The organism is Arthrobacter sp. MAHUQ-56 (assembly GCF_019710585.1).
In the GTDB taxonomy this organism is placed as follows: Bacteria; Actinomycetota; Actinomycetes; order Actinomycetales; family Micrococcaceae; genus Arthrobacter.
Genome location: NZ_JAIFZQ010000008.1, coordinates 464,944 through 486,551, shown reverse-complemented (window position 1 = coordinate 486,551; position 21,608 = coordinate 464,944). Strand labels below are relative to the sequence as shown.

20 protein-coding genes are annotated in these 21,608 nt (G+C 68.3%); 10 read left to right on the top strand and 10 right to left on the bottom strand.

All coding sequences use genetic code 11. The annotated features are described in order from the left end of the window. Positions 1–124: 124 nt before the first annotated feature. On the bottom strand, positions 125–1,630 hold the full coding sequence (gene dacB, locus K4G53_RS06450) for a D-alanyl-D-alanine carboxypeptidase/D-alanyl-D-alanine-endopeptidase (RefSeq protein ID WP_221384650.1): 1,506 nt from the start codon (positions 1,628–1,630) through the stop codon (positions 125–127). 156 nt (positions 1,631–1,786) lie between these two features. On the opposite strand from dacB, the gene K4G53_RS06445 reads away from it, so the two are divergent. The 3 genes from K4G53_RS06445 to K4G53_RS06435 all read left to right on the top strand — a co-directional run bounded on the left by K4G53_RS06445 (position 1,787) and on the right by K4G53_RS06435 (position 4,495). After that, positions 1,787–2,275: an inorganic diphosphatase gene (locus K4G53_RS06445; RefSeq protein WP_221384648.1), complete on the top strand. Its 489-nt coding sequence runs from the start codon at positions 1,787–1,789 to the stop codon at positions 2,273–2,275. Between the two features lie 119 nt (positions 2,276–2,394). Then, positions 2,395–3,738, top strand: coding sequence for a carboxylesterase family protein (locus tag K4G53_RS06440; protein ID WP_221384647.1), 1,344 nt, complete (start codon positions 2,395–2,397; stop codon positions 3,736–3,738). 7 nt (positions 3,739–3,745) lie between these two features. Beyond that, entirely contained in the window at positions 3,746–4,495 is a 750-nt protein-coding gene (locus tag K4G53_RS06435) for a DUF429 domain-containing protein (RefSeq protein ID WP_221384645.1), read from the top strand. Between the two features lies 1 nt (position 4,496). Here K4G53_RS06435 and K4G53_RS06430 read toward each other — a convergent pair whose 3' ends face one another. Then, entirely contained in the window at positions 4,497–6,920 is a 2,424-nt protein-coding gene (locus K4G53_RS06430) for a phosphoketolase (RefSeq protein WP_260323300.1), read from the bottom strand. A gap of 108 nt (positions 6,921–7,028) precedes the next feature. Here K4G53_RS06430 and K4G53_RS06425 point away from each other — a divergent pair, with 108 nt between their 5' ends. Together K4G53_RS06425 and K4G53_RS06420 are read left to right on the top strand one after the other, a co-directional pair. Then, positions 7,029–9,263: a catalase gene (locus K4G53_RS06425; RefSeq protein ID WP_221384644.1), complete on the top strand. Its 2,235-nt coding sequence runs from the start codon at positions 7,029–7,031 to the stop codon at positions 9,261–9,263. Between the two features lie 166 nt (positions 9,264–9,429). Then, the gene (locus K4G53_RS06420; RefSeq protein ID WP_221384643.1) at positions 9,430–10,029 is read left to right on the top strand and encodes a hypothetical protein; all 600 of its coding nucleotides are present in this window, start codon (positions 9,430–9,432) and stop codon (positions 10,027–10,029) included. A gap of 23 nt (positions 10,030–10,052) precedes the next feature. Here K4G53_RS06420 and K4G53_RS06415 read toward each other — a convergent pair whose 3' ends face one another. The 4 genes from K4G53_RS06415 to serS all read right to left on the bottom strand — a co-directional run bounded on the left by K4G53_RS06415 (position 10,053) and on the right by serS (position 14,288). Next, positions 10,053–10,637, bottom strand: coding sequence for a histidine phosphatase family protein (locus K4G53_RS06415; RefSeq protein ID WP_221384642.1), 585 nt, complete (start codon positions 10,635–10,637; stop codon positions 10,053–10,055). Between the two features lie 68 nt (positions 10,638–10,705). Next, positions 10,706–11,605 (bottom strand): HAD family hydrolase, encoded by a 900-nt coding sequence (locus K4G53_RS06410; protein ID WP_221384641.1) that lies wholly within the window; start codon positions 11,603–11,605, stop codon positions 10,706–10,708. A gap of 236 nt (positions 11,606–11,841) precedes the next feature. Then, positions 11,842–12,855: a type IV toxin-antitoxin system AbiEi family antitoxin domain-containing protein gene (locus tag K4G53_RS06405; RefSeq protein WP_221384640.1), complete on the bottom strand. Its 1,014-nt coding sequence runs from the start codon at positions 12,853–12,855 to the stop codon at positions 11,842–11,844. Positions 12,856–13,007: 152 nt separating this feature from the next. Beyond that, on the bottom strand, positions 13,008–14,288 hold the full coding sequence (serS, locus tag K4G53_RS06400; protein ID WP_221384639.1) for a serine--tRNA ligase: 1,281 nt from the start codon (positions 14,286–14,288) through the stop codon (positions 13,008–13,010). A gap of 89 nt (positions 14,289–14,377) precedes the next feature. Here serS and K4G53_RS06395 point away from each other — a divergent pair, with 89 nt between their 5' ends. Continuing rightward, complete coding sequence (locus tag K4G53_RS06395; RefSeq protein ID WP_221384638.1) at positions 14,378–15,457, top strand: diacylglycerol kinase family protein; 1,080 nt, start codon at positions 14,378–14,380, stop codon at positions 15,455–15,457. Positions 15,458–15,486: 29 nt separating this feature from the next. Here K4G53_RS06395 and K4G53_RS06390 read toward each other — a convergent pair whose 3' ends face one another. From K4G53_RS06390 to K4G53_RS06380, 3 genes are all read right to left on the bottom strand, one after another. Beyond that, positions 15,487–15,690 (bottom strand): hypothetical protein, encoded by a 204-nt coding sequence (locus K4G53_RS06390; RefSeq protein WP_221384637.1) that lies wholly within the window; start codon positions 15,688–15,690, stop codon positions 15,487–15,489. 93 nt (positions 15,691–15,783) lie between these two features. Next, the gene (pheA, locus tag K4G53_RS06385) at positions 15,784–16,761 is read right to left on the bottom strand and encodes a prephenate dehydratase (protein WP_308287834.1); all 978 of its coding nucleotides are present in this window, start codon (positions 16,759–16,761) and stop codon (positions 15,784–15,786) included. Beyond that, positions 16,761–17,087, bottom strand: coding sequence for a rhodanese-like domain-containing protein (locus K4G53_RS06380; RefSeq protein WP_221384635.1), 327 nt, complete (start codon positions 17,085–17,087; stop codon positions 16,761–16,763). Before K4G53_RS06380 ends, pheA begins: the two co-directional genes overlap by 1 nt. A 206-nt stretch (positions 17,088–17,293) precedes the next feature. Between K4G53_RS06380 and K4G53_RS06375 the strand changes: the two genes are divergently transcribed. From K4G53_RS06375 to K4G53_RS06360, 4 genes are all read left to right on the top strand, one after another. After that, on the top strand, positions 17,294–18,700 hold the full coding sequence (locus K4G53_RS06375) for an amidase (RefSeq protein WP_221384634.1): 1,407 nt from the start codon (positions 17,294–17,296) through the stop codon (positions 18,698–18,700). 128 nt (positions 18,701–18,828) lie between these two features. After that, entirely contained in the window at positions 18,829–19,062 is a 234-nt protein-coding gene (locus K4G53_RS06370; RefSeq protein ID WP_221384633.1) for a hypothetical protein, read from the top strand. Between the two features lie 47 nt (positions 19,063–19,109). After that, positions 19,110–19,337 (top strand): hypothetical protein, encoded by a 228-nt coding sequence (locus K4G53_RS06365; protein ID WP_221384632.1) that lies wholly within the window; start codon positions 19,110–19,112, stop codon positions 19,335–19,337. Positions 19,338–19,543: 206 nt separating this feature from the next. Next, positions 19,544–19,984, top strand: a complete 441-nt coding sequence (locus K4G53_RS06360; RefSeq protein WP_221384631.1) for a lipopolysaccharide assembly LapA domain-containing protein — start codon at positions 19,544–19,546, stop codon at positions 19,982–19,984. 97 nt (positions 19,985–20,081) lie between these two features. Here K4G53_RS06360 and K4G53_RS06355 read toward each other — a convergent pair whose 3' ends face one another. Further along, a complete protein-coding gene (locus tag K4G53_RS06355; protein ID WP_221384630.1) occupies positions 20,082–21,608 on the bottom strand; it encodes a carboxyl transferase domain-containing protein in 1,527 nt (508 codons plus the stop codon).

The window sequence follows — 21,608 nt, the reverse complement described above, 5'->3', positions numbered from 1 at the left end:
CATCAGAACACAGGAGGCTGGGGATCGGCTTTAAGTTCGCCCACCGGGGAACTCCACAGCCGCGGCGCAACCTGGACGGCCCGGACATGAGCGGCCGTGACCCGCGGGACCGCGCCTGGGAGTGTTATCGGCAGCCGCACCCGGCCAGCACGGTGGCGGCCCGGTCGAGGGCCTCCTTGTTGCCGGCCGCGCCGGGGGTCAGCCCATTCCCGACGAACGAAAACACCAGAAGCCGCCCGTCGGCGTCAACGACGTAGCCGCTGAGCGCCAGCACGGTGTTCAACGTCCCGGTCTTGGCCCGCACCAGCCCGGCACCGCCGGACGTGGTGGCATTCCCGTATCGCATGTCCAGGGTGCCGGTCAGGCCCGCCACAGGAAACCCGTCGAGGGCGGCACGGAGCCTGCTGTCGGTACCGGAGGTGATGGCCCGGACCACTTCGGTGAGCTGCCGGGCGGAGGCCCGGTTTTCCATGGCCAGCCCGCAGACGTCCACAAGTTTCAGGGAGTCCACGGGGATGCCGGCCGCCGCCAGCTGGGCCGTGACGGTGGCGACTGCGGCCTCACTGCTCCCGGGCTGCCCGGACGCGAGTGCCGCCATCCGGCCCATGGTTTCGGCCAGGTAGTTGTCCGATACCTGCAGCATCAGGTCAACCTGCTCCGCGACCGTGGCCGAATCGACCTGCGCCAGGACGGCGGGGTGCGCAGCCTGCTGGGGTGATGCGTGGACTGCACGTTCGACGCCGGCCGCTACCGCCAGTCCCGCCCCGGCACCCGCGGCGCGAAGCCGGGCCGCGAACTCCTCAGCCGCGGCCATGGCGGCGTCCTGCGGCCGTGGCCCCGTGGTGACGGCGGGATCGAAGCGGGCCGAGTTGAGGGCAAGCGGGTACAGCGGGGCCACCTCCCCTGCCTCCACATCCCCTGCCTGCCAGGCGGGGTTGAGCGCGGGGCCGTTGAAGAGGGAATCATCCAGAAGCACCTTGATGCTGCCGGTTGTTCCGGCCTCCCGCAGGGTTTCCGCCGTGCGGGCGGCAAGGGTGGCCAGGCCGGCGTGGCCCATCGTTGACTGCGGCCGGGACTCTCCCGCAGCCAGGAGGACGTCGCCGCCACCCACCAGCACCACCTGCCCAGCCTCCGGGCCGGGCACCACCCGGGTGCTGAAACGGTGGTCCGGTCCCAGCGTGCGCAGGGCGGCGAGGGCGGTCAGCAGTTTCAGGTTCGACGCCGGCACCCGGTTTTCCGCGCCGCCGCGGTCGAAGAGGACCTGGCCGGTCAGCGCATCCTGGACGATCCCGGTGAATGTTCCGCCGCCGTCGGTCTTGAGCACCGGGTCCACCTGGGCCGCCAGTGCTGACGGGACGGGCACCTGGGCCGAAGGTTCCAGGGCCGCCAGCCCCTGCGGGCCCGAAAGGGTGGCAGGAACCTGTTGCCAGGCGGGAGGGGCGGGGGCCGGCGCGGGCGGTTCGGGGCCGAGGAATCCGGGGGCCACCAGCAGGACTGCGGGGATGGCGAGGGCACACAGGAGCAGGGTGGCGAGGGCCAGGGGCCACAACTTGCGGAGGACTGCGGGAAGGCTGCCGGAACGCTGCGGGGGCCGGGCGCGCCGCCGCTCCGGGCCGGTTGTTTTGGTCATGCTGGTGCTGGTCCTCAAGTCCTGAAATTTCCCCACAAGTTCCTGATTCCAGGGCCTCTCGCTATATCCTCAATTGTAGTCGGCGGCACCGACACTCTTTTTTGTGGGCCCGTCAAGTGTGCCGCGCACCCCCTGCAATTGCCGAGGAGCATTTCCATGAAGCACGACGTGACCATCGAGATCCCCAAGGGATCGCGCGTCAAGTACGAAGTTGACCACGAGACCGGCCGCGTCCGCCTGGACCGCGTCCTCTTCACCTCCATGCAGTACCCCACGCACTACGGGTACTTCGAGAACACCCTCGGCGAGGACGGCGACCCGCTGGACGCACTGGTGCTCCTGCAGGACTTCGACCTGCACCCGGGCGTCATCGTCGAGTCCCGCCCCATCGGCGTCTTCAACATGACCGACGACGGCGGCGGAGACGCCAAGATCCTGTGCGTCCCCGTGGATGCCCGCTTCGACCACATCCAGGAAGTCAGCGACGTCAACGAGTTCCTGATCAAGGAAATCGAGCACTTCTTCACGCGCTACAAGGACCTGGAGCCGGGCAAGTGGGTCAAGGCCGAAGGCTGGGGCGACCGCGCCGCCGCCGAAGCCGAGCTGGAAGCCTCGATCAAGCGCTACGTGCCTTCGCAGCACTAATCCCCACCGTCCCCCTAACGGCGTGGGCCCACCCACAGCACGTCCGACGGCGGGTGGCCGGCTTTCCGAAGCCGGCCACCCGCCGTCGTTGTTTCAGGAAGTTGTGGCATGGTGGGGCTGTGAGTTCCGAGCCCGCCCTGACCTCCCAGCTGTTGTTCCGTCCTCCCTGCGGCCCCATCAGCGGATGGCGCGACGGCGACGTCCTCCGCGCCACCGGCATCCCCTACGCCACCGCCAAGCGGTTCCAGCCGCCGGCGCCAGTGCCGGACTGGACCGCCGAATTCGCCGCCACGTCCCTGGCGCCGGCCTGCCCGCAGGCGCCGGTCCCGTTCCTGGACGATGTCCTGGGCACCAAGTACGGCGAGCTTCCCGGCAGCGAAGACTGCCAGAACCTGTCGATCACCATGCCCAGCGATCTCTCTCGGGACGAAAAGCTGCCCGTCATGGTCTGGATCCACGGCGGCTCCTACACCACGGGATCCGGTGACCTGGCGATCTTCGATCCCGCCCGGCTGGTGGCCGAGAACCGGGTGATAGTGGTCTCGGTGACGTACCGGCTCGGTTTGTTCGGGTTCCTGGCGACGCCTGCCGGGCGTCCCGGCAACCTGGGGCTCCTCGACCAGCTGGAGGCCTTCCGCTGGGTGCAGCGGAACATCGCCGCCTTCGGCGGCGATCCCGGCCGGGTCACCGCGTTTGGCCAGTCCGCCGGGGGCGATGCAATCGCCCACCTGATGGCCACGCCGGAGGCGCCCACACTTTTCCAGCGCGCCATCATCCAGAGCGCGCCGCTGGGCATTACCCAGGGCCGGGCCAAGATGAACCACGCCATGGGCATCGCGGCCGACGGCGTCACGGAGCAGACGCCCGCCATGGATGTGGTGGCTCTCGAAGCACAGGTTACGCAAGTGGCCAAGAAGTTCGGCATGTTGGCGGCCATGCCGTTCGGCACCCAGTACGGCCACGATCCGCTCCCCGAGGAGTCCGAAATAGAGGCGGCCTGGAACCGGACTGCCCCTGCCATCGAAGTCCTGATCGGACATACCTCGGAGGAAGCCCGATTGTTCCTCCCCCGCAGCCCGCGCCTGATGCGCTTGGCGGGCGTTCCCGTGGTGGGTCCCGCGGCCGTCCGGGCCATCGACTGGGTTGTCACGGAGACGGTGTATGGGCGGGCAACCCGGAAGTTTGCGCGCCGGCATGCCAAGGCGGGCGGAAAAGTGCACCGCTATGTCCTGGACTGGCATGCGCCCGGCAACATCTTTGGCGCCGCCCATACCGTGGACCTGCCCCTGCTGCTCGGCAGCAAGAAGACCTGGGACGGGGTGGGCCTGACCGATGGCGCCCGCTGGGAGGATGTGCAAGCAGCAGGCCGTGAACTGCGGGCGCTGTGGGCCGGTTTCGCACGTGGCTCGGACTTGGGCGCAGCCGGGGAAATTCCCGGGGTCCTGCGGTACCGGGCTGCCTGAGAACCCCATGAGGACCCTCGGTGTGGACCTCGCGGCAGCCTCGAAGAAGACCGCGGTGGCTGTCATCGACTGGAGTGACAGCCTGGCCCGGCTCACCCACCTGTCCCTGGACGTGGACGACCAGGAAATCGTGGACCTCTTCGGCGCCTGCACCATGACCGGCGTCGACTGCCCGGTGGGCTGGCCTGATGCGCTGATCCCGTTCCTTACCGGGCACCGGAACTTCGACGGCGGCCCCGTCCTGGCGCACGACGGCATCGCGGGCCGGCGGCTGCTCGCCTACCGCGACACCGACCGTTTCACCACTGCGCACACCGGGCTGATCCCGCTGAGCGTCTCCGCCGACCGCCTGGCCCACCCCGCCATGCGCTGCGCCGTCATCCAGGCGAAGATCGCCGCCATCCACGGCCCGCAGCAGCGCGACGGTTCAGGGCGGCTCGCCGAGGTGTATCCGGCGGCCTCGCTGAAGATCTGGGGCTTCAACGGGCGCGGTTACAAGGGCCGGGGAATCCCCGAAGCCGATCGCCTTGGCCTCCTGTTGGCTGCCTTTGAGGAGCGGGCGCCCTGGCTCGACCTGGGCGGGTACCGGGACAGGCTGGCCGGTTCGGACGACATGTTCGACGCCGTCATCGCCTCCCTCACCGCGCGTGCGGTGGCGCGCGGGCTCACCCTCCAGCCGGACGGGGGCCAGGCGGAGGCAGCCCGCAGCGAGGGATGGATCCACCTTCCGTCCTGCGCCCTTGACGGACTTCGGTAAGCTACCCGCCGAGCTTCCAGTTCCGGATCTCCTCCGGGTCCTCGCCGTGGGTGCGGGTATGTTCGCGGGCGCGGTTCCGCCGGTCCTGCAGGTCCTGGCGCAGGAGTGAATACTGTTCGGCGAGGCCCGGCACCCGGTCGATCGCGTCGATCGCCAGGGTGAAGCGGTCGATCCGGTTCATCATCGCCATGTCGAACGGAGTGGTGGTGGTCCCTTCCTCCTGGTAGCCGTGCACGTGCAGGCCCTGCTGGTTGGTCCGCCGGTACGCGAGCCGATGGATCAGCGCCGGGTAGCCGTGGTAGGCGAAGATGATGGGCTTGTCGTTGGTGAAGATCCCGTCAAAGTCCCGGGCCGGCAACCCGTGCGGATGCTCGCTCTCATCCTGCAGCCGCATCAGGTCCACCACGTTGACCACCCGGACTTTCAGGCCGGGGGCACCGTCACGGAGCAGTTCCGCCGCGGCCACGGTCTCCACGGTGGGAACGTCGCCGGCGCAGGCCAGGACGACGTCGGGCTCCTCGCCCGGCACCTCGGACCCCGCGAACTCCCAGATACCCAGCCCGCGGCTGCAGTGGTTCGCGGCGTCGGCCGGTCCCAGCCAGGTGGGTGATGGCTGCTTGCCGCTGACCACAATGTTCACGTAGTCGGTGGAGTCCAGGCAGTGCTCCATGACGGACAGGAGGGTGTTGGCGTCCGGCGGCAGGTACACCCGGATGATCTCGGCCTTTTTGTTCACTGCGTGGTCGATAAAGCCCGGGTCCTGGTGCGAAAAACCGTTGTGGTCCTGCTGCCACACATGCGAGGACAGCAGGTAGTTCAGGGACGGCACCGGCTGGCGCCACGACAGCGTGCGGTGCACCTTAAGCCATTTGGCGTGCTGGTTGAACATGGAGTCGACGATGTGGATGAAAGCCTCGTAGCAGTTGAACACCCCATGGCGGCCGGTGAGCAGATAGCCTTCGAGCCAGCCCTGGCACAAGTGCTCGCTCAGCACCTCCATGACCCGTCCGGACCGCGCAAGGTGCTCGTCGACGTCGTCAATCCGGTACTGCCACACTTTGTCGGTGACCTCGTAGACGTTCTGCAGCCGGTTCGAGGCCGTCTCGTCCGGCCCGAACAGCCGGAAGTTCTCCATGTTCTGCGCGATCACGTCCCGCATCCAGGAGCCCAGCGTGATCATGGGGCTGACCCGTTCGGTCCCGGGGTTCGGGACTTCGACGGCGTGGTCCCGGTAGGCGGGCAGTTTCAGGGCCCGCCGGAGCAGGCCGCCGTTGGCGTGCGGTGTGGCACTCATCCGGAAGTCGCCGGTGGGCGCGGCCCTGGCGACGTCGGGACGCAGCCTGCCGTCGCCGTCGAACAGTTCATCCGGGCGGTAGGACTGCAGCCATTCCTCCAGCTGCTTGAGGTGCTCCCCGTTGGTCCGGACCTCGGACAGCGGCACCTGGTGGGCGCGCCACGTCCCTTCCACCTGCAGCCCGTCCACCTCCCGCGGGCCCGTCCACCCCTTCGGCGAGCGCAGCACGATCATGGGCCAGCGGTGTCCGCCCTCCCCCGATTCGCGGCCTTCCCCCTCTGCGCGGTGGACGTCCTGGATGGCCCGGATCTCTGACAGGCACCGGTCCAGGACGGCGGCAAAGTCCCGGTGCGCCTGTTCGGTGTCGTCCGGGTCCGCGACCGTGACGAAGTGCGGTTCGTGGCCGTATCCGCGCAGCAGCTGCTCCAGCTGCTCCTGCGGCATGCGCGCCAGGATGGTGGGATTGGCGATCTTGTAGCCGTTCAGGTGCAGGATGGGCAGCACGGCGCCGTCCGCGGCCGGGTCCAGGAAGTTGTGCGAGTGCCAACTGGCGGCCAGCGGGCCGGTCTCGGCCTCGCCGTCACCAATGACGACGGCGGTCACCAGCTGGGGGTTGTCCAGTACCGTGCCGTAGGCGTGCGCCAGGGAGTACCCGAGTTCACCGCCCTCGTTGATGGAGCCGGGGCTTTCCGGAGCGGCGTGGCTGGGGATGCCGCCGGGGTACGAGAACTGCCGGAAGAGTTCTGCAAGGCCGGCCTCGTCATTGCCCACATGGGCATAGATTTCGGAGTACGTTCCCTCCAGCCAGGCGTTGGCGACGACGGCCGGGCCGCCATGGCCGGGGCCGGCAACAAAGAGCATCTCGGCTGAGTCGCGGCGGATGACGCGGTTCAGGTGGGCATAGACGAAGTTGAGTCCTGGGGTGGTGCCCCAGTGGCCCAGCAGGCGGGACTTGGTGTCCTCCGCCCGCAGCGGTTCCCGCAACAGGGGGTTGGACCGCAGGTAGATCTGGCCCACCGACAGGTAGTTCGCGGCCCGCCACCACTTGTCAACGAGCTCGAGTTCTTCCGGCCGCATGTCATCCTGCGTCCCGTCCTGCGGCTTTACATCCTGTCCTGCGCTGCCAGCCATAACCATCCTTACGTCGGGTGTGCCGCCGCAGGCGGCCTGTAGGGTAGTAAGTAAGCTTAGCTTCCCGGTACGGGGGCTGGGGCAAATCTACTGTGGGGAGAGATAGACATGCCAGCCGAAGACGACGTTGTAATTCCCGGAGTTCCGTCCAGTGAGCCTCCGGCGCTTGAAGAGCCCACCACCCCGCGGGAGCCGTTGCCGCCAAAGCCGGACCAGCGCGGTCCCGAAGCCGTGTCACCCACCGGCAGCCCGACGGGTGCCCCGGCCACCGCCCGCGCTCAGTCCGGCCAGTACCTGACCACTGCCCAGGGGCTCCGCCTGCCGGATACGGACCACTCCCTGAAAGCCGGGGCCCGCGGTCCCATCCTGCTCCAGGACCACCACCTGCGCGAGAAGATCACCCACTTTGACCACGAGCGGATCCCGGAGCGCGTCGTCCATGCCCGGGGCGCAGGGGCGCACGGCACCTTCCGCTCCTACGGGACCGCTTCGAAGGTCACCAAGGCCGGCTTCCTGGCCCCGGGCGTTGAGACTCCCGTTTTTGTCCGGTTCTCCACCGTGCTGGGCTCCCGCGGGTCCGCGGACGCGGTCAGGGACACCCGGGGGTTCTCCACCAAGTTCTACACGGATGAGGGCACCTACGACCTCGTGGGGAACAACATTCCGGTGTTCTTCATCCAGGACGGCATCAAGTTCCCGGACGTGGTCCACGCGGCCAAGCCGCACCCTGACCGGGAGATCCCGCAGGCCCAGAGCGCGCACGACACCTTCTGGGATTTCGTGTCGCTCCACACCGAGGCGCAGGCGCACACTCTGTGGAATATGTCCGACCGCGGCATCCCCCGGTCCTACCGCACCATGGAAGGCTTCGGCGTCCACACGTTCCGGCTGGTCAACGCCGCCGGTGACACCACACTGGTGAAGTTCCACTGGAAGCCGAAACAGGGCGTGCACTCGCTGGTGTGGGAGGAAGCCCAGATCATCAACGGCATGGACCCGGACTTCCACCGGCGCGACCTCGCCGACGCCATCGAGGCCGGCGCCTACCCGGAGTGGGAACTGGGCATCCAGACCTTCCCGGACACCGAAGACCAGATGTTCCAGGGAATCGACCTGCTGGATCCCACCAAGTTCGTCCCCGAGGAACTCGCGCCGGTGCAGCCCATCGGGCTCATGACCCTCAACGCGAACCCCACCAACTACTTCGCTGAAACCGAGCAGGTGGCCTTCCACCCCGGACACCTGGTGCCGGGCATCGACGTCACCAACGACCCCCTGCTGCAGGTCCGGTTGTTTTCCTACCTGGACACCCAGATCTCACGCCTGGGCGGACCCAACTTCGCGCAGATCCCCATCAACCGGCCGCACGCTCCGGTCAACGACATGCTCCGCGATGGCATGCACCAGACTGCGGACCACGCCGGTGTTGCACCGTACCGGCCCAATTCCCTGGATGGCGGGTGCCCGTTCCTGGCCGGCCAGGACATTGGCGCGTTCGTGGACGTGCCGGAGGCAGTTGCGGAATCCATCAAGGAACGGCGCAACCCTGCATCCTTCGATGACCACTACAGCCAGGCCCGGCTGTTCTTCCGGAGCCTGAGCGCGGTGGAGCAGGACCATGTCATCCAGGCGTACACATTCGAGCTCGGCAAGTGCTACGAAACGGCCGTCCGTGAACGCCAGCTCCAGGCCCTGGCAAATATCGACGCCGGGCTTTGCGCGGCCGTCGCCGCCGGCCTGGGCATGCCTGCGCCGGAGGCCACGGAGCAAGTCCCGGACCGGGACCCCAGCCCGGCCGTGTCCCAGGTGGGTGAGACCTGGCCGGTTGCCGGGCGCGTGGTGGGCCTCATCGCCGATTCGGCCAGTGACCTGGCCGAGGTGGAGGCTGCCCGCAAAGCGCTCGACGGCGAGGGCATGGTTCCGCTGGTCATCGCACCTACCGGGGGCGTGCTTTCCTCCGACGGACTTTCGGTGACGGTGCAGCGGACCTTCCTCACGGCGCGGTCCACCGAGTTCGACGCGCTGATCGTCGCCGGAGGCAAGCAGCCTGCGCCTGACGCCGCAGCAGGGCGTGACGCCAAGGCCGGGGAACCGGTTGAAGCCCCCGATCCGCGCGTCGCCCTCATGCTCTCCGAGGCGTACCGCCACGCCAAAGCCATTGGCGTCTGGGGCTCCGGGTCCACAGTTCTTGAGGCGATCGGCATTCGGCAGGAAACGGTTGGCATCGCTGCCGGGGACAGCGCAGCGGAAGTCACCGCTGCGCTGACCGGGCTCCTCGCCGCCCACCGCGCCTGGGACCGTTTCCCGGCAACCGGCGCGGCAGCCGGGCAGGCCGGCGACTGAGCAGGAAAACTGACTGCCGGAGGTCATTCCTCCGGAGGATGGCTGAGGGTCCGCAGCACCAGGCGCGGACCCTCAGCTGTGCCTCCACCAGGAAGTGCACAGGCCGCCCACCAGCCGTAATACTGGCGGTCCCACAGTTCCTACTTCCGGGTAGTGTGTACCCAGAATGTTCACCCTGACCATCAACCAGACGGACAGCCGGCGCGACGGCGACCAGGTTCCGCAGCTGCTCAAGGCCCTGCGGCACATCCCCGCGCGCCTGGACTTTGACCGCTCGGTGGAGGACGAAGTGCAGGGGATCGTCGACTGCCCGCACCAGGCGGTGGACGCGGCGCTGATCGCGCTGCGCAGCGGCTCCTGGTATGTCGGCATCGGTGCGGGGCCGGTGGACGAGCCGCTGCCCAACCAGATCAAGGACGCGTCAGGCCACGGCCTGGTGTATGCGCGGCGGGCAGTTGACCGGCTCCGCAGCAGCAAGGAAAGGGTTCCCGTGGCTGTGGAGGGGCCGCTGGCCGACGTCGCCCACGACGCCGAGGCCGTGCTGCGGCTGCTGGGCCACGTCGTGCGTGAACGCTCCGATGCGGAGTGGCGGGTGCTGGACCTGCTTACCCCCGGAGTCCGCGGCCAGCAGAAAGCCGTGGCCCAGGAGCTGGGCATCACCACCCAGGCCGTCAGCAAAGCCGTGGCCCGCGCCCAGTGGAATGAAGAACATGCCGCCCGGCCCGCGGCGGCCCGGCTGCTGGCCTTGATCCTCGAAACGGGGTAACCCGGCCTGGTGGCCAGCGTGGCTTAGCTGCCGGTTGCCGCCATCACGGGTTCGCCGTTGAAGTACTCCAGGTTCCACCCGTCGATGGCGTGGTGGTGGGCCAGGTTGAGCACGGCGTTGTCCACGCTGGCCAGGGTCTGGCCGGTGGCGCGGCTGAGGCTGACCCGGAGCAGGGTCCCGTGGGTGACCACCAGCAGCCGCTGGCCGCGGAACTCCTCCGCGAGGTCCTCCAATGCAGCCAGGCCACGGTCTGCGGCTTCGTCCTCGCTCTCGGCCCCCTTGAAACCGCCGGGAATGCGCAGGGCATCGAGTTCGGGGCCGGCCTGCATCCCCTCTGCCGGTCCGAAGCTGCGCTCGGTGAGTTCCGGGACACGGCGCGACACTGCCAGGCCCAGGCCTTCGGCGATCAGGTCCGCGGTTTCGGCGGCGCGGCTCAGGGGCGAGGAGACGATGGCGTCCCATTCGTACGGCGCAAGGACGGCGACGGCGTCACGCGCCTGGCCGCGGCCGACGTCGTTCAGGGGGATGTCGGTTGATCCCTGCAGCCGGCGCTCGGCGTTCCAGTCGGTCTGGCCGTGGCGGACGAGGGCGAACGTGGTAAGGGTCATGGCTTCTATTCTGCCTTGGCCGCGGGCGGTCACCGGAATCGCGGCAGCGGGGGGCGTCCTGCAGCGCCTTACAGCAGGCTGCGCAGGACGTGGGCGGCGCCGTCGTCGAACACGGAATGGGTGACCTCATCGGCGGCAGCGATGACCTCGGCCGGAGCCTGGCCCATGGCAACGCCCCGGCCCGCCCAGCTGAGCATCTCGATGTCGTTGCGTCCGTCCCCGACGGCCACGGTTAGGTGCTGTTCGATGCCGAGCCTCAGGCGGAGGCTTTCCAGCGCGCTGGCCTTGGTCACACCTGCGGCGGCGATGTCCAGCCACGCGGTCCAGCCCACGGAGTATGTCACCCCGGCGAGGCCCACATGGTCAATGGCCTCGTTGAACTCCTCGGGCGTGTTTTCGGTGCTGAACACCACCACGCGCACGGCGGTCGCTTCCAGCATGGTGTGGAAGTCAACGCCCACGGCCTCCACGCCGAAGCTGGCGTCCTGGAAGCGCTCGGTGGACAGGAAGTTGCCGTCGGCGTCCTCAAGCGCGTACTTGGCGGACGGAAGCCGTTCACGCAGCGCACGCAGCGCAGGGGCGGGGTCGAACGTGGCCTTGTGGATCACCTCGTAGCCGTTCTCCAGGCCGGGGTGGAGCCGAAGGGTCACGCCGCCGTTGCAGCAGACGGCGTAGCCGCGCTCGATGCCGATCTTTTCAATGATGGGAAGCGTGGCATTCAGGGACCGGCCGGTGGCGATCATCACCTCGTGGCCGGCGGCGACCACCGCCTGCGCTGCTTCCCGAACGCCCGGCGTCATGTGGCCGTCGTGGTCCACCAGGGTGCCGTCCACGTCCAGCGCGACCATCAGCTTCTGGTCGATGCTGGCGAAGGAGTTGTTGCGGCCTGCGAAGGCGTTGGTGTTGTTCTGGTTGTTATCCCGCCGGTCATCGTTGCCGGCGACTGAGGTTTCAGTCAGCGTTGTCATTGAAACAGTGAACCAGAGGTAACTGACAGGCGCTAGGACGCAGGACACAGCTTTACGGAACTGTTGGCTAACTGGTGGTTAACTGCGGGTTCCCGCACCTTCGGGCGGAGCGCCTTGGCCGTCCGGCCGTGCCTCCCGGGGCTCATAAGCCTGTTCGCAAAACACGCCCTTCAAGGCCCGGATCCGCGAACAAGCTTATGACGGGTCCGGCTGGAGCTACCGGCGGGGTGCTGGAGCTAACAGCGGGTGCCGGGGCGGAGGCCGGCGGCGAGGAGTTTGGCCCGGAGCCGCTCCGGGTGCTGCAGGTCGGTCCATCCCCAGCGGCCAAAGCCGTGGCCTAAAGCCCGTATCCGGTCCTCGCGGAGCTTCTCGCGGTACACGGCCTCGTCCGCGGTGATCCCGCCGCGGAGCGCGGCCTGCACGTATTTGCCTTTGCCATCGAACTCTCCCACCACGCCCTGCCGCGGCCACCAGAAGTCGCTCCGGCCGATAAAGCCTTCGCTGTCCGTGAAGACCTTCTGAAGGAGAGGCTGCTCAAACCCGAGAAAATCAAAGACGGCCCGGCTGTAGGACTCCCCGACGGACTCCGGCAGCGGGCTGGCCAGGCGGGCTACCCGCTCGGCACGGCGCTGGGCAGCCGCTGACGGAAGGGCAGCTATACCCGAAGCTACGGCCGGCAGCGAGAAGAGCGGCGCGCCTGGTTCCAGGGTTCGGTCCGCCAGGAGCTTCCGGGCTACGCCGTCGGCAAGTACAAGCGCCCGGTCCAGCCCGGCCGAGGCCAGGACGTCCACCGTGGTTTCGATCAACCCCGAACACAGGAACTCCCCGTGCCGCACCGGTTCGAGCCCGGTGATGAGCCGGTACCTTAGCGGATACGAACGCGTGCGCCGCACCTCCCGCGCAGTTTCGTCCGCGCCGAGAACCAAAAGCGGCGACTTCCGCACGCCGCTACGGCCAGGGAGAGCCGTGGCAAGCTCCACGCAGGGCGGCGTCCCCAGCGTCGGCAGGCCGCTGGCCAGGGCCGCCGTTTCCCCGCACAAAACCGCACCTTTGACCGACCTGGCAACCGCCGTCGTGGTCCACGCGAAGCGTTGGGAAGGGACTGCCCGCAGCCAATCCCCGGTAGCGACGTAGAAACCGCGCCTGATCCGGACGAGCTGCCCGGCCTTGAAGGCGCGGTGAATGCGGTCGGTAGTGGCACCGGAGCGCAGGACTGCGGCGGTGTCGATCAGTCCGGGCGGTGTCTCCATCCCCACAGCATGCAGTCCAACCGTGCCGCACAGCGCCTGCGGATACGCCTATGTGGACAGCGGCCGCCCCACCTAGGCTTGTTCGCGGATCAGAACCGTGAAAGGTGCGGATCCGCGAACAAGCCCGGGAGCGGCGGAGGCAGGGCCGAAACCTACAGGACCGGCAGGACCTCGAGGCCGCCCAGGTACTTCTGCAGCGCCTTGGGCACGTTGACCGAGCCGTCCGGGTTCTGGTGGTGCTCCAGCAGGGCCACGATCCAGCGGGTGGTGGCCAGCGTGCCGTTCAGGGTGGCCACGGCACGCGTGCCCTTGGAGACGCCCTCCGCGTTCACCACGCGTTCGCGGATGTTCAGGCGGCGGGCCTGGAACGTGGTGCAGTTGGAGGTGGACGTCAGCTCGCGGTACGCGCCCTGGGTGGGCACCCAGGCTTCGCAGTCGTACTTGCGTGCAGCGGACATGCCCAGGTCGCCGGCGGCAGTGTCGATCACCCGGTAGGGCAGCTCGCACTTGGCCAGCATCTCCTCTTCCCAAGCCAGCAGCCGCTGGTGCTCCGCGGCGGCCTCTTCAACGGTGGTGTAGATGAACATCTCCACCTTGTTGAACTGGTGCACGCGGATGATGCCGCGGGTGTCCTTGCCGTGGGATCCGGCTTCGCGGCGGTAGCAGGAGCTCTGGCCGGCGTACCGGATGGGGCCTGCGGAAAAGTCGAGGATCTCGTCAGCGTGGTAACCGGCCAGGGCGACCTCGGAGGTGCCCACCAGGTAAAGGTCGTCCTCGGCGAGACGGTAGATCTCGGCGTCGTGCTTTACATCGAAGCCCGTGCCCTGCATGGTTTCCGGACGCACCAGCGTGGGGGTGATCATCGGGATGAAGCCGGCTTCGATGGCCTGGTCCATGGCCATCTGCAGCAGCGCCATTTCCAGCCGGGCGCCAACGCCCTTGAGGAAGTAGAAGCGGGCACCGGAAACCTTGGCGCCGCGTTCCATGTCGATGGCGCCGATCAGCTCGCCGATTTCCAGGTGGTCGCGGGCCTCGAAGTCGGGGAACTCGCGGGGCATGCCCACGGTCTTGACGACGACGTAGTCGTCCTCGCCGCCCTCGGGAACGCCGTCCTCGATGAGGTTGGGGATGGTGCGCAGCAGTTCTTCCTGCTTGGTCTGGGCAGCATCGGCTTCCGCGGAGGCAGCCTTGACCGAGTTGGCGAGCTCCTTGACCTCGGCCAGCAGTGCCTGCTTCTCCTCCCCCTTGGCCTTCGCCACCTTCTTGCCGAACACGTTCTGCTCCGCGCGGAGGTTCTCGAAGCGGAGCAGGGCCTCGCGGCGGTCGGAGTTTGCGGAGATGATCGCGTCCACCACTGATTCGTCGGCGCCGCGGGCGCGCTGGCTGGCACGGAACTTGTCCGGGTTTTCGCTGAGGTCTTTTACGTCGATCACCAGACAAGGGTATCCAATACCGTGCACGACGGCGGGCGGCTGGGGCGGTGGGGCCAGCGCGCCGTCCACCGGGCTACTGTGGAAGCACCATGAGCGACTGGATTCTGTACCTGCTGATCGGAGTGGCGCTTGCCTTCGCCATCTCCAGTTGGTGGGGTGTGCGCCGGCTCAAGGCGCTGCACATGCGCAGCACAGTGGCCGGGGAGGCCTATGATTCCGGGCTGGCGCAGCAGCGGGTGGCCGTCCTGATCAACCCCATCAAGGCGCGGGCGGACGAGGCGAAGGCAGCCATCCAGCGGGCCTGCCTCACTGCCGGCTGGGACGAACCGGTCTTCTACGAGACGACGGCTGAGGACCCGGGCTTCACCCAGATGCAGGCGGCGCTGGTGGGAAAGCCCGACGTCGTACTGGTGGGCGGCGGCGACGGTACCGTACGTGTGGTGGCTGAGGCCCTCGCCCACACCAACGTGGCCATGGGCCTCATTCCATTGGGGACGGGAAACCTCCTCGCCAGGAACGTGGACCTGGACGTCAACGACCTGCACGGCAACATCCAGACCGCCCTGTTCGGCCGCCAGCGCTACATCGATACAGCCCGGATGGCCATCGAGAATTCCCGCACGGGCACCTACTCCGAACATGTGTTTACGGTGATTGCCGGCATTGGCATGGACGCCGAAGTCCTCGCCGACACGAACGACGGCCTGAAGAGGGCCGTGGGCTGGCTTGCCTACACGGAGGCGGGCATGCGCCACCTGCCGGGGCGGCGCAAGAAGGTGTCCATCTCCCTGGACGATAGTCCGGAACAGGTCCGGAACATCCGCAGCGTGCTGTTCGCCAACTGCGGCCTCGTGCCCGGCGGCATCGATTTCATCCCGCAGGCAATGATCGACGACGGCATGCTCGATGTGGTGGTGATGAGCCCCCGCAGCGCCCTGGGCTGGCTGCTGATGTACGTGAAGATCATGTTCAAGCACAGCGGCAAACTGCCCATCATGACCGTCTACCGGTCCGGCAAGGTTTTGATCAAGTGCCCCGAGCCCATGCCTACCCAGCTCGACGGCGATACGGCAGGCGAGGCGACGCGGCTGACGGTTCAAGTGGAGCCGCGGTCGCTGTTGGTAAGGGTACGCGGGGAGATTGCCAGCGGTGCCGGGGTGGCTCGCTAATCTGGCTGCAGCTCAGGTTGGGCGCCGCGTCAGGCGCCGGATTCCTTCGCGGCCTGGGCGGCAGCTTTGGCGGCGGCGTGGGCCTCGGACTGTTCGCGGATCATGGCCTGCTCCTCTTCGAAGCGCAGGCGGTCGGCGCGGTCGGCGTCGTCTCCGTCCCAGTCCTGGTTCTCCTTGGCGGGCTTGGGGTTGACGATCATCCCCTGGCCGTCGTTGTCAGTGCTGCTGGTCATGACCCGCTCCCTTCGTTGGGGCCCTCCCCCATGTGGATCAAGCAAGCATACGCATTGTCCACAGCCCGCGGAAGTACTCCGAAGGGCATTCGCCTACGCTGTGGGCGAAGCTGCGGAACCGCTTTCACCTGCGGAGAACTCCGTTTGGAGCAAGGACCCAACCCATGCCCTCGCTGCGGCGAAGGCATCGTCGGACGTGTGCGCAGCCACCACGGTGGCCTGCCTGTCCGCGCGGGGATACGAGCCGAGGAAGCGCGTCCCCGGGCTGATGCGGTGCAGCCCGGCCAAGGCATCGGCCACACGCGCCTCGCAGGCGTGGCCTTCGGCGTCGATGCTGAAGAAGTAATGCCCCAGATACTGCCCGGTGGGCCGGGATTCGATGCGGCTGAGGTTGACCCCCCGGCTTGCGAGCTGGTCCAGGATCTCCATCAGGGCCCCTGGACGGTCTTCGGGAAGCGGCACCACAAGGGTGGTTTTGTCAGCGCCGGTGGGGGCAGGCAGCGTGCCGGGCCGGCTGACCAGGACGAAGCGGGTCACGGCACCCGGGTTGTCACCGATGTTCTCGGCCAGCACCTCAAGGCCGGGGTTCTCCTCGGCCACCAGCGGTGCGCAGATGGCTGCGTCATAGTGGCTCCCGTCCGCCAGCAGGCCCAGGGCCGCGGCCGCGGTGGACGACCCGGGGACATATTCCGCCCCGGGTATGTTCTGGTCCATCCACAGCCGGCATTGTGCCCAGGCATGGCCGTGGGTGGAGACCCGCCGCACGTCCTGCAACCGGACACCCGGGCGCGCCACCAGGACGAAGCTGATGGGGACCAGGACCTCCCGGATAATCCGGAGTTCCTGGCCGGTGGCGATGGCGTCGAGCGTGGCTGTCACGCCGCCCTCCACCGAGTTTTCGATGGGGACCATCGCTGCGTCCGCGGACCCGGAACGCACCTGGTCCAGCGCAGCATTGACGGTGGACGCCGGCACCCGGGTGGCCTCCGCGGCGCCGGGAACCTGCATGAGAGCTGCCTCGGTGAACGTTCCTTCAGGCCCCAGGAAGGCGTAGGTGGGAGCAGGCTGCACTAAAGGACCATCGGCTTGAGTCCGTTGTCGGAGACCAGCGGCTTGCCGTCCTCCAGCCACTGGTCCATGCCGCCGGAGACGTTGATGGCGGTGTAGCCCTGGGCAGTCAGCCACTGCGCGGCGCGGAACGAGCGGCCGCCGGTGCGGCAAATGACGTAGAGGTCCTCATCCGGGTCGAGTTCCCCCAGCCGCGCCGGGATCTGGTCCATCGGGATGTGGAGGGCGCCTTCGGCGTGCCCGGCAACCCATTCGTAGTCCTCCCGCACATCCAGGATGACGGCGTCAGCCGGGATGTCGTGGACGGGGACGGTCTGGAAATCGCTCATCGGAGTCCTGTCTTGGCGGATCAGAGTCAGCATTAAGCCTAGTCCTTCCGTTGTGCTGGGTGCCGTTTCGCCCTGGGGGCGCCGAGGCAGGGCAGGCTAGGCTGGAGGCGCCGAGGAGGTTGCCTTGCCCGCTGAGCCGAACGCCCACCCGCCTGCCCCGGAGACATTCGTCCCGGCGGGAAGCCACATCCTGGAATGGCGGATCCTTGACTGAACTTCACGAGCTTTCGGCCGTGGCCCTGCGGGAGAATTTGAGGCGTGGTGAAGTCTCAGCGGTTGAGGCCACCACCCATTTCCTTGCCAGGATTGAGCATGAAAACCCCCTCCTCGGCGCCTTCATCACCGTCACGGCGGACCTCGCCATGGAACAGGCCCGGGCGGCCGACTCCCTGCAGCGAATGACAGCCGCGGAGGACCTGCCGATGCTGCACGGCATGCCCCTGGCCTTCAAGGACCTCACGGACGTGGCGGGGGTGGTGACCACCCACGGCAGCGCGGCCCTGGACCACAAGCCGGCGCCGGCGGACGCGCCCCTGGTGTCCCTCTTCAAGGAATCCGGCGCCCTCACGCTGGGAAAGACGCAAGTTCCCGAATTCGGCCTGACGGCCTACAGCGAAAACCGCATCGCACCGCCGTCGCGCAATCCCCACGCCCTGAGCAGGAGTTCGGGAGGTTCTTCCGGCGGAAGCGCCGCGGCGGTAGCGGCCGGCTTGCTGCCCTTCGCGCCCGGGACCGACGGCGGCGGATCGGTCCGCATTCCGGCTGCGGCATGTGGGCTGGTGGGGTTGAAACCGGGCCGCGGCCTGGTGGTTGCCGGGGAGAGTGCGGGCGACCCGGCCCGGCTGGTGGTGCCCGGGCCGCTGGCCAGGAGCGCGGCGGACGCCGCGCTGATGATGGACGCCCTGGTACCCGGCGGCCAATTCCTTGCCGCGATCGGGGAGCCACCGCCACGGCTGCGGATCGGCGTCACTCTGGACAGCCCCTGGGCCACAACTTTTCCCTTCACCCCGGAGCGCGAAGCCCTCGACGCGCTCCGTACCGGCGAAACACTGCTGGAGCACGCGGGCCACATGCTCAGCGATGCATCGATCCGCTACGACAACCGGTACCCGGACGCCTTCACCACCGCCTGGACTGCAGGGGTGGGCGCAGCCCGGATCAGCCCCTCCCGGGAAGCGCTGCTGGCGCCCCTGACACGGACGTTCCGGCGGCGGGCGCAGCAGCGCAGCCCGGCCAAGCTCGCCGAGGCCCTGGCTTTCCTGCGCCAGTTCCAGCATGACACCGTGGCCCAGTATGCGCAGTGGGACCTGCTGCTGATGCCGGCCCTGGCCCTGACTCCGCGGCCCGTTGGCTGGTTCACGGGGACCGAACACGGCGGGGACCGGTGGCCGTCGGCGCACTGGCCGGGGGATGCCGACGGCGACTACCGCAGGCAGTGCGAATTCGCGCCGTGGTCCTCGCTGGTCAATGTGTGCGGGCTGCCGGCGATCACCATTCCCGTGCACTGGACCGGCGGAGCAGGCGGACAGGGCCTGCCGATGGGAATCCAGCTGGTCGGTCCGATGGGTTCCGAAGTTCTCCTGCTGCAGGTGGCGCACCAGTTGGGGTACTAGCGTCGGATGCGTGCATCCTTGTTGACCTGAACCTAACGCCGGATTAACCCGCCTGTAACCCCGCCGGAGCAGACTGGAAAGGTACCGCACCCTCCACTCGCCACCAGCCCGAAGAGGAGTTGCCCGAGATGAACCCTGACCACCCCGCACCCAGTCCTGAGGACCCGTCATCGGAAGGTGAAGCCCGGCCGGATCTCAGCAACACCAATGTCAGGGAGGACCTGGCCATGGCCGGGCGCTGCGCGCTGGTCCACCTGCCGACCGGCCGGACCTGCCTGCTCCCGCTGCGCCACCACGGACCGTGCGAATTCCATCAGCCGCAGGAGGCGCAGGAAGTGGTGGCCGGGAACCTCGACTCCTAGGCCGATCAGGAGGACGATTAAAGGGCAGTCACCAAAGGAGGTCTGTGATGTGCTATTCATCCAGCAAGGACTTCGGGTGGGGCATCAGGAAAGAAGCTGGCCGCAAACCCGAAACCAAGCAGGAAACTCCGGTTGAGACTCCGGTCGAAACACCCGTCGAAACACCGGAACCGCGGGTCAAGGCGCAGGACTTTACGTTCTGGGCGTTCCCCAAATGGCGCAGGACGCCTTCGCCCCGCGCCCCCTCCGGCGAGCGGAGCAAGGAGCGGGTCTGAGCCTGCAGCTACGGAAGGGCCCCCGAAGGGGCCCTTCCGCCATGCCCGGGCACGTCCGCTCGTCAACGGAGCAGGAGCCCTGCCGCAAGGGTCGAGCGCCCTTGCTGCGACTGCCTACCCGGCCGGCGGGCACGTTGTGCTGCCGCAATCCGGACGGCTAAGGTTGCACAATAAGCATGCTTAGCATTCTGGGAAAGGGGACGAGCATGACCGCAGGACAGTATTCGCCAGGACCCGACGGGCAGCGCGAACCGGGCACCACGGCGGCCGGGCCAACTTCACCTGGCGGCACGCCTGAAAGCTACGGCAACGCGCCTTCCTACTCCACCGGGGCAGCGGGTGCGCCGGTTTCGGGCACCGGCCCGGCACCGGCGCCCGCCGCCGAACGCAAGGTCACACGCACCGGCGTCATCTGGGCGGCCGTCGTCGCGGCCCTGGTGCTGCTGATCCTGCTGATCATCTTCATCCTCCAGAACCAGGAACTGGTCCTCGTGAAGTTCCTGGGCCTCGAGGGCGCCGTTCCGCTGGGTATGGCCTTGTTCATCGCCGCCGTGACCGGGGGCGTGCTGGTAGCCGCAGCAGGCGGCGCCCGCATCCTGCAGCTTCGCACCAACGCCCACCGGGCACGCGTGCGCCAGCGGGGCTAGGCTCAGCCGCGGCCCGCCCCGCCCGGCGGGCCAGTACGACGCCCCGCCCGGCGCCGCACAGCCCGGCCACCCGCCGCACTGGCAGCTACGTTTGCCGCTAACCGCCGAGCCGGCTGCCCAGGTTGCCGAACTTCCGGGCCCGGGCGGCCACAAGCTCCGGCACGGGAACCCGGGCCACCGCGCCCAGCTCGTATTCGATGGCACGGGCCATCCGGCCACAGAACGCGCGTGGCTCCAGGGAGGCATCGTCACGCTCATCCACGATGTGGTCCACCAGGCCGTTCGCGTACAGCGAGGCTACATTCACCCCTTGAGCCTGGGCCATCGCAGGAGCGAAGGCCGTGGTCCGGTGCACGATGGCGCTGGCACCTTCCGGGGGCAACGGCGACAGCCAGCTGTGCTGGGCAGCGATGGTCCGGTCCGCCGGCAACAGCGCGAGCGCCCCTCCCCCGGCGCCCTGGCCCAGCAGCACAGACACCGACGGCGATTCCAGGCCGATCAGTTCATGCAGCGAGCGCGCGATTTCTCCCGCGAGCCCACCTTCCTCCGCTTCCTGGGACAGCGCCGCCCCGGCAGTGTCGATGACGGTGAGCAGCGGCAGCCGCAGTTCCTCCGCCAGTTTCATGCCGCGGCGCGCCTCGCGCAGTGAACCGGGCCCCATGCCCGCGGCGTCCTTGCGCAGCGGCCGTGCATGGCCCAGGACAATGCAGGACTGGCTGCCGAAGCGCGCCAGCGCCAGCAGCAGGCCGGGATCCTTCTCCCCCTGCCCGGTTCCGTTCAGGGGCAGGGCGTCGCTTGCACCGAACTTCAGGAGTTGGCGCAGGTCCGGGCGCCGCTGCCGGCGGGAAATCCCGATCGACGTCCAGGCGTCCACGGCAGCCGGCCGCACGGCGAGCGTTTCCGGTTCGGGAAGCGCGGCCCGCCCCTCGCCGCAGGTATTGGACAGTATGTCCAGCGCGCGGGCCACGAGGTCGGCGAGGTCAGCCGGTTCCACCACGCCGTCGATCAGGCCCTTGTTGAAGAGGTTCTCCGCCACCTGCACGTTGTCCGGGAACGCTTCCCCGTAGAGGGCTTCGTAGACCCGGGGGCCCAGGAAGCCCAGCAGGGCGCCCGGTTCAGCGACGTTGATATGCCCGAGTGAACCCCAGGACGCCATCACTCCACCGGTGGTGGGGTGCCGCAGGTAGACCAGGTAGGGCAGGCCCGCCTGCCGGTGGGCACGCACGGCACCGGTAATTTTCACCATGGACAGGAACGCCAGCGTCCCCTCCTGCATCCGCGTCCCTCCGGAGGCGGGGCCCGCCAGCAGCGGCAGTCCCTCCGCGGTGGCGCGTTCGACGGCGGCGACGATCCGTTGCGCCGCAGCGTGGCCGATCGAGCCGGCCAGGAAGGAGAACTCGCTGACGATCAGCGCCACCCGGCGGCCGCGGATCAGCCCGGCGCCGGTAATCACGGACTCGTCGGCGGCGCTGCGTTTGCGCGCCTTCGCCAGGTCGCGGGCGTAGTCCTCGGAAAGCGCGGGCTGTTCGGGAGGCGTGTCCCAGGAGACGAAGGAGCCTTCGTCCACCACGGTGTCCAGGAGTTCGGTGGCGCTCAGGTGCCGCACCTTTTCCGTGGTCGGCAT

Coding starts and splice junctions, on each gene's coding strand:
- dacB (WP_221384650.1), bottom strand. CDS start 1,630: ATGACCAAAACAACCGGCCCGGAGCGGCGGCGCGCCCGGCCCCCGCAG.
- K4G53_RS06445 (WP_221384648.1), top strand. CDS start 1,787: ATGAAGCACGACGTGACCATCGAGATCCCCAAGGGATCGCGCGTCAAG.
- K4G53_RS06435 (WP_221384645.1), top strand. CDS start 3,746: ATGAGGACCCTCGGTGTGGACCTCGCGGCAGCCTCGAAGAAGACCGCG.
- K4G53_RS06430 (WP_260323300.1), bottom strand. CDS start 6,920: ATGGCTGGCAGCGCAGGACAGGATGTAAAGCCGCAGGACGGGACGCAG.
- K4G53_RS06425 (WP_221384644.1), top strand. CDS start 7,029: ATGCCAGCCGAAGACGACGTTGTAATTCCCGGAGTTCCGTCCAGTGAG.
- K4G53_RS06420 (WP_221384643.1), top strand. CDS start 9,430: ATGTTCACCCTGACCATCAACCAGACGGACAGCCGGCGCGACGGCGAC.
- K4G53_RS06415 (WP_221384642.1), bottom strand. CDS start 10,637: ATGACCCTTACCACGTTCGCCCTCGTCCGCCACGGCCAGACCGACTGG.
- K4G53_RS06410 (WP_221384641.1), bottom strand. CDS start 11,605: ATGACAACGCTGACTGAAACCTCAGTCGCCGGCAACGATGACCGGCGG.
- K4G53_RS06405 (WP_221384640.1), bottom strand. CDS start 12,855: ATGGAGACACCGCCCGGACTGATCGACACCGCCGCAGTCCTGCGCTCC.
- K4G53_RS06395 (WP_221384638.1), top strand. CDS start 14,378: ATGAGCGACTGGATTCTGTACCTGCTGATCGGAGTGGCGCTTGCCTTC.
- K4G53_RS06390 (WP_221384637.1), bottom strand. CDS start 15,690: ATGACCAGCAGCACTGACAACGACGGCCAGGGGATGATCGTCAACCCC.
- K4G53_RS06380 (WP_221384635.1), bottom strand. CDS start 17,087: ATGAGCGATTTCCAGACCGTCCCCGTCCACGACATCCCGGCTGACGCC.
- K4G53_RS06370 (WP_221384633.1), top strand. CDS start 18,829: ATGAACCCTGACCACCCCGCACCCAGTCCTGAGGACCCGTCATCGGAA.
- K4G53_RS06365 (WP_221384632.1), top strand. CDS start 19,110: ATGTGCTATTCATCCAGCAAGGACTTCGGGTGGGGCATCAGGAAAGAA.
- K4G53_RS06360 (WP_221384631.1), top strand. CDS start 19,544: ATGACCGCAGGACAGTATTCGCCAGGACCCGACGGGCAGCGCGAACCG.
- K4G53_RS06355 (WP_221384630.1), bottom strand. CDS start 21,608: ATGCCGACCACGGAAAAGGTGCGGCACCTGAGCGCCACCGAACTCCTG.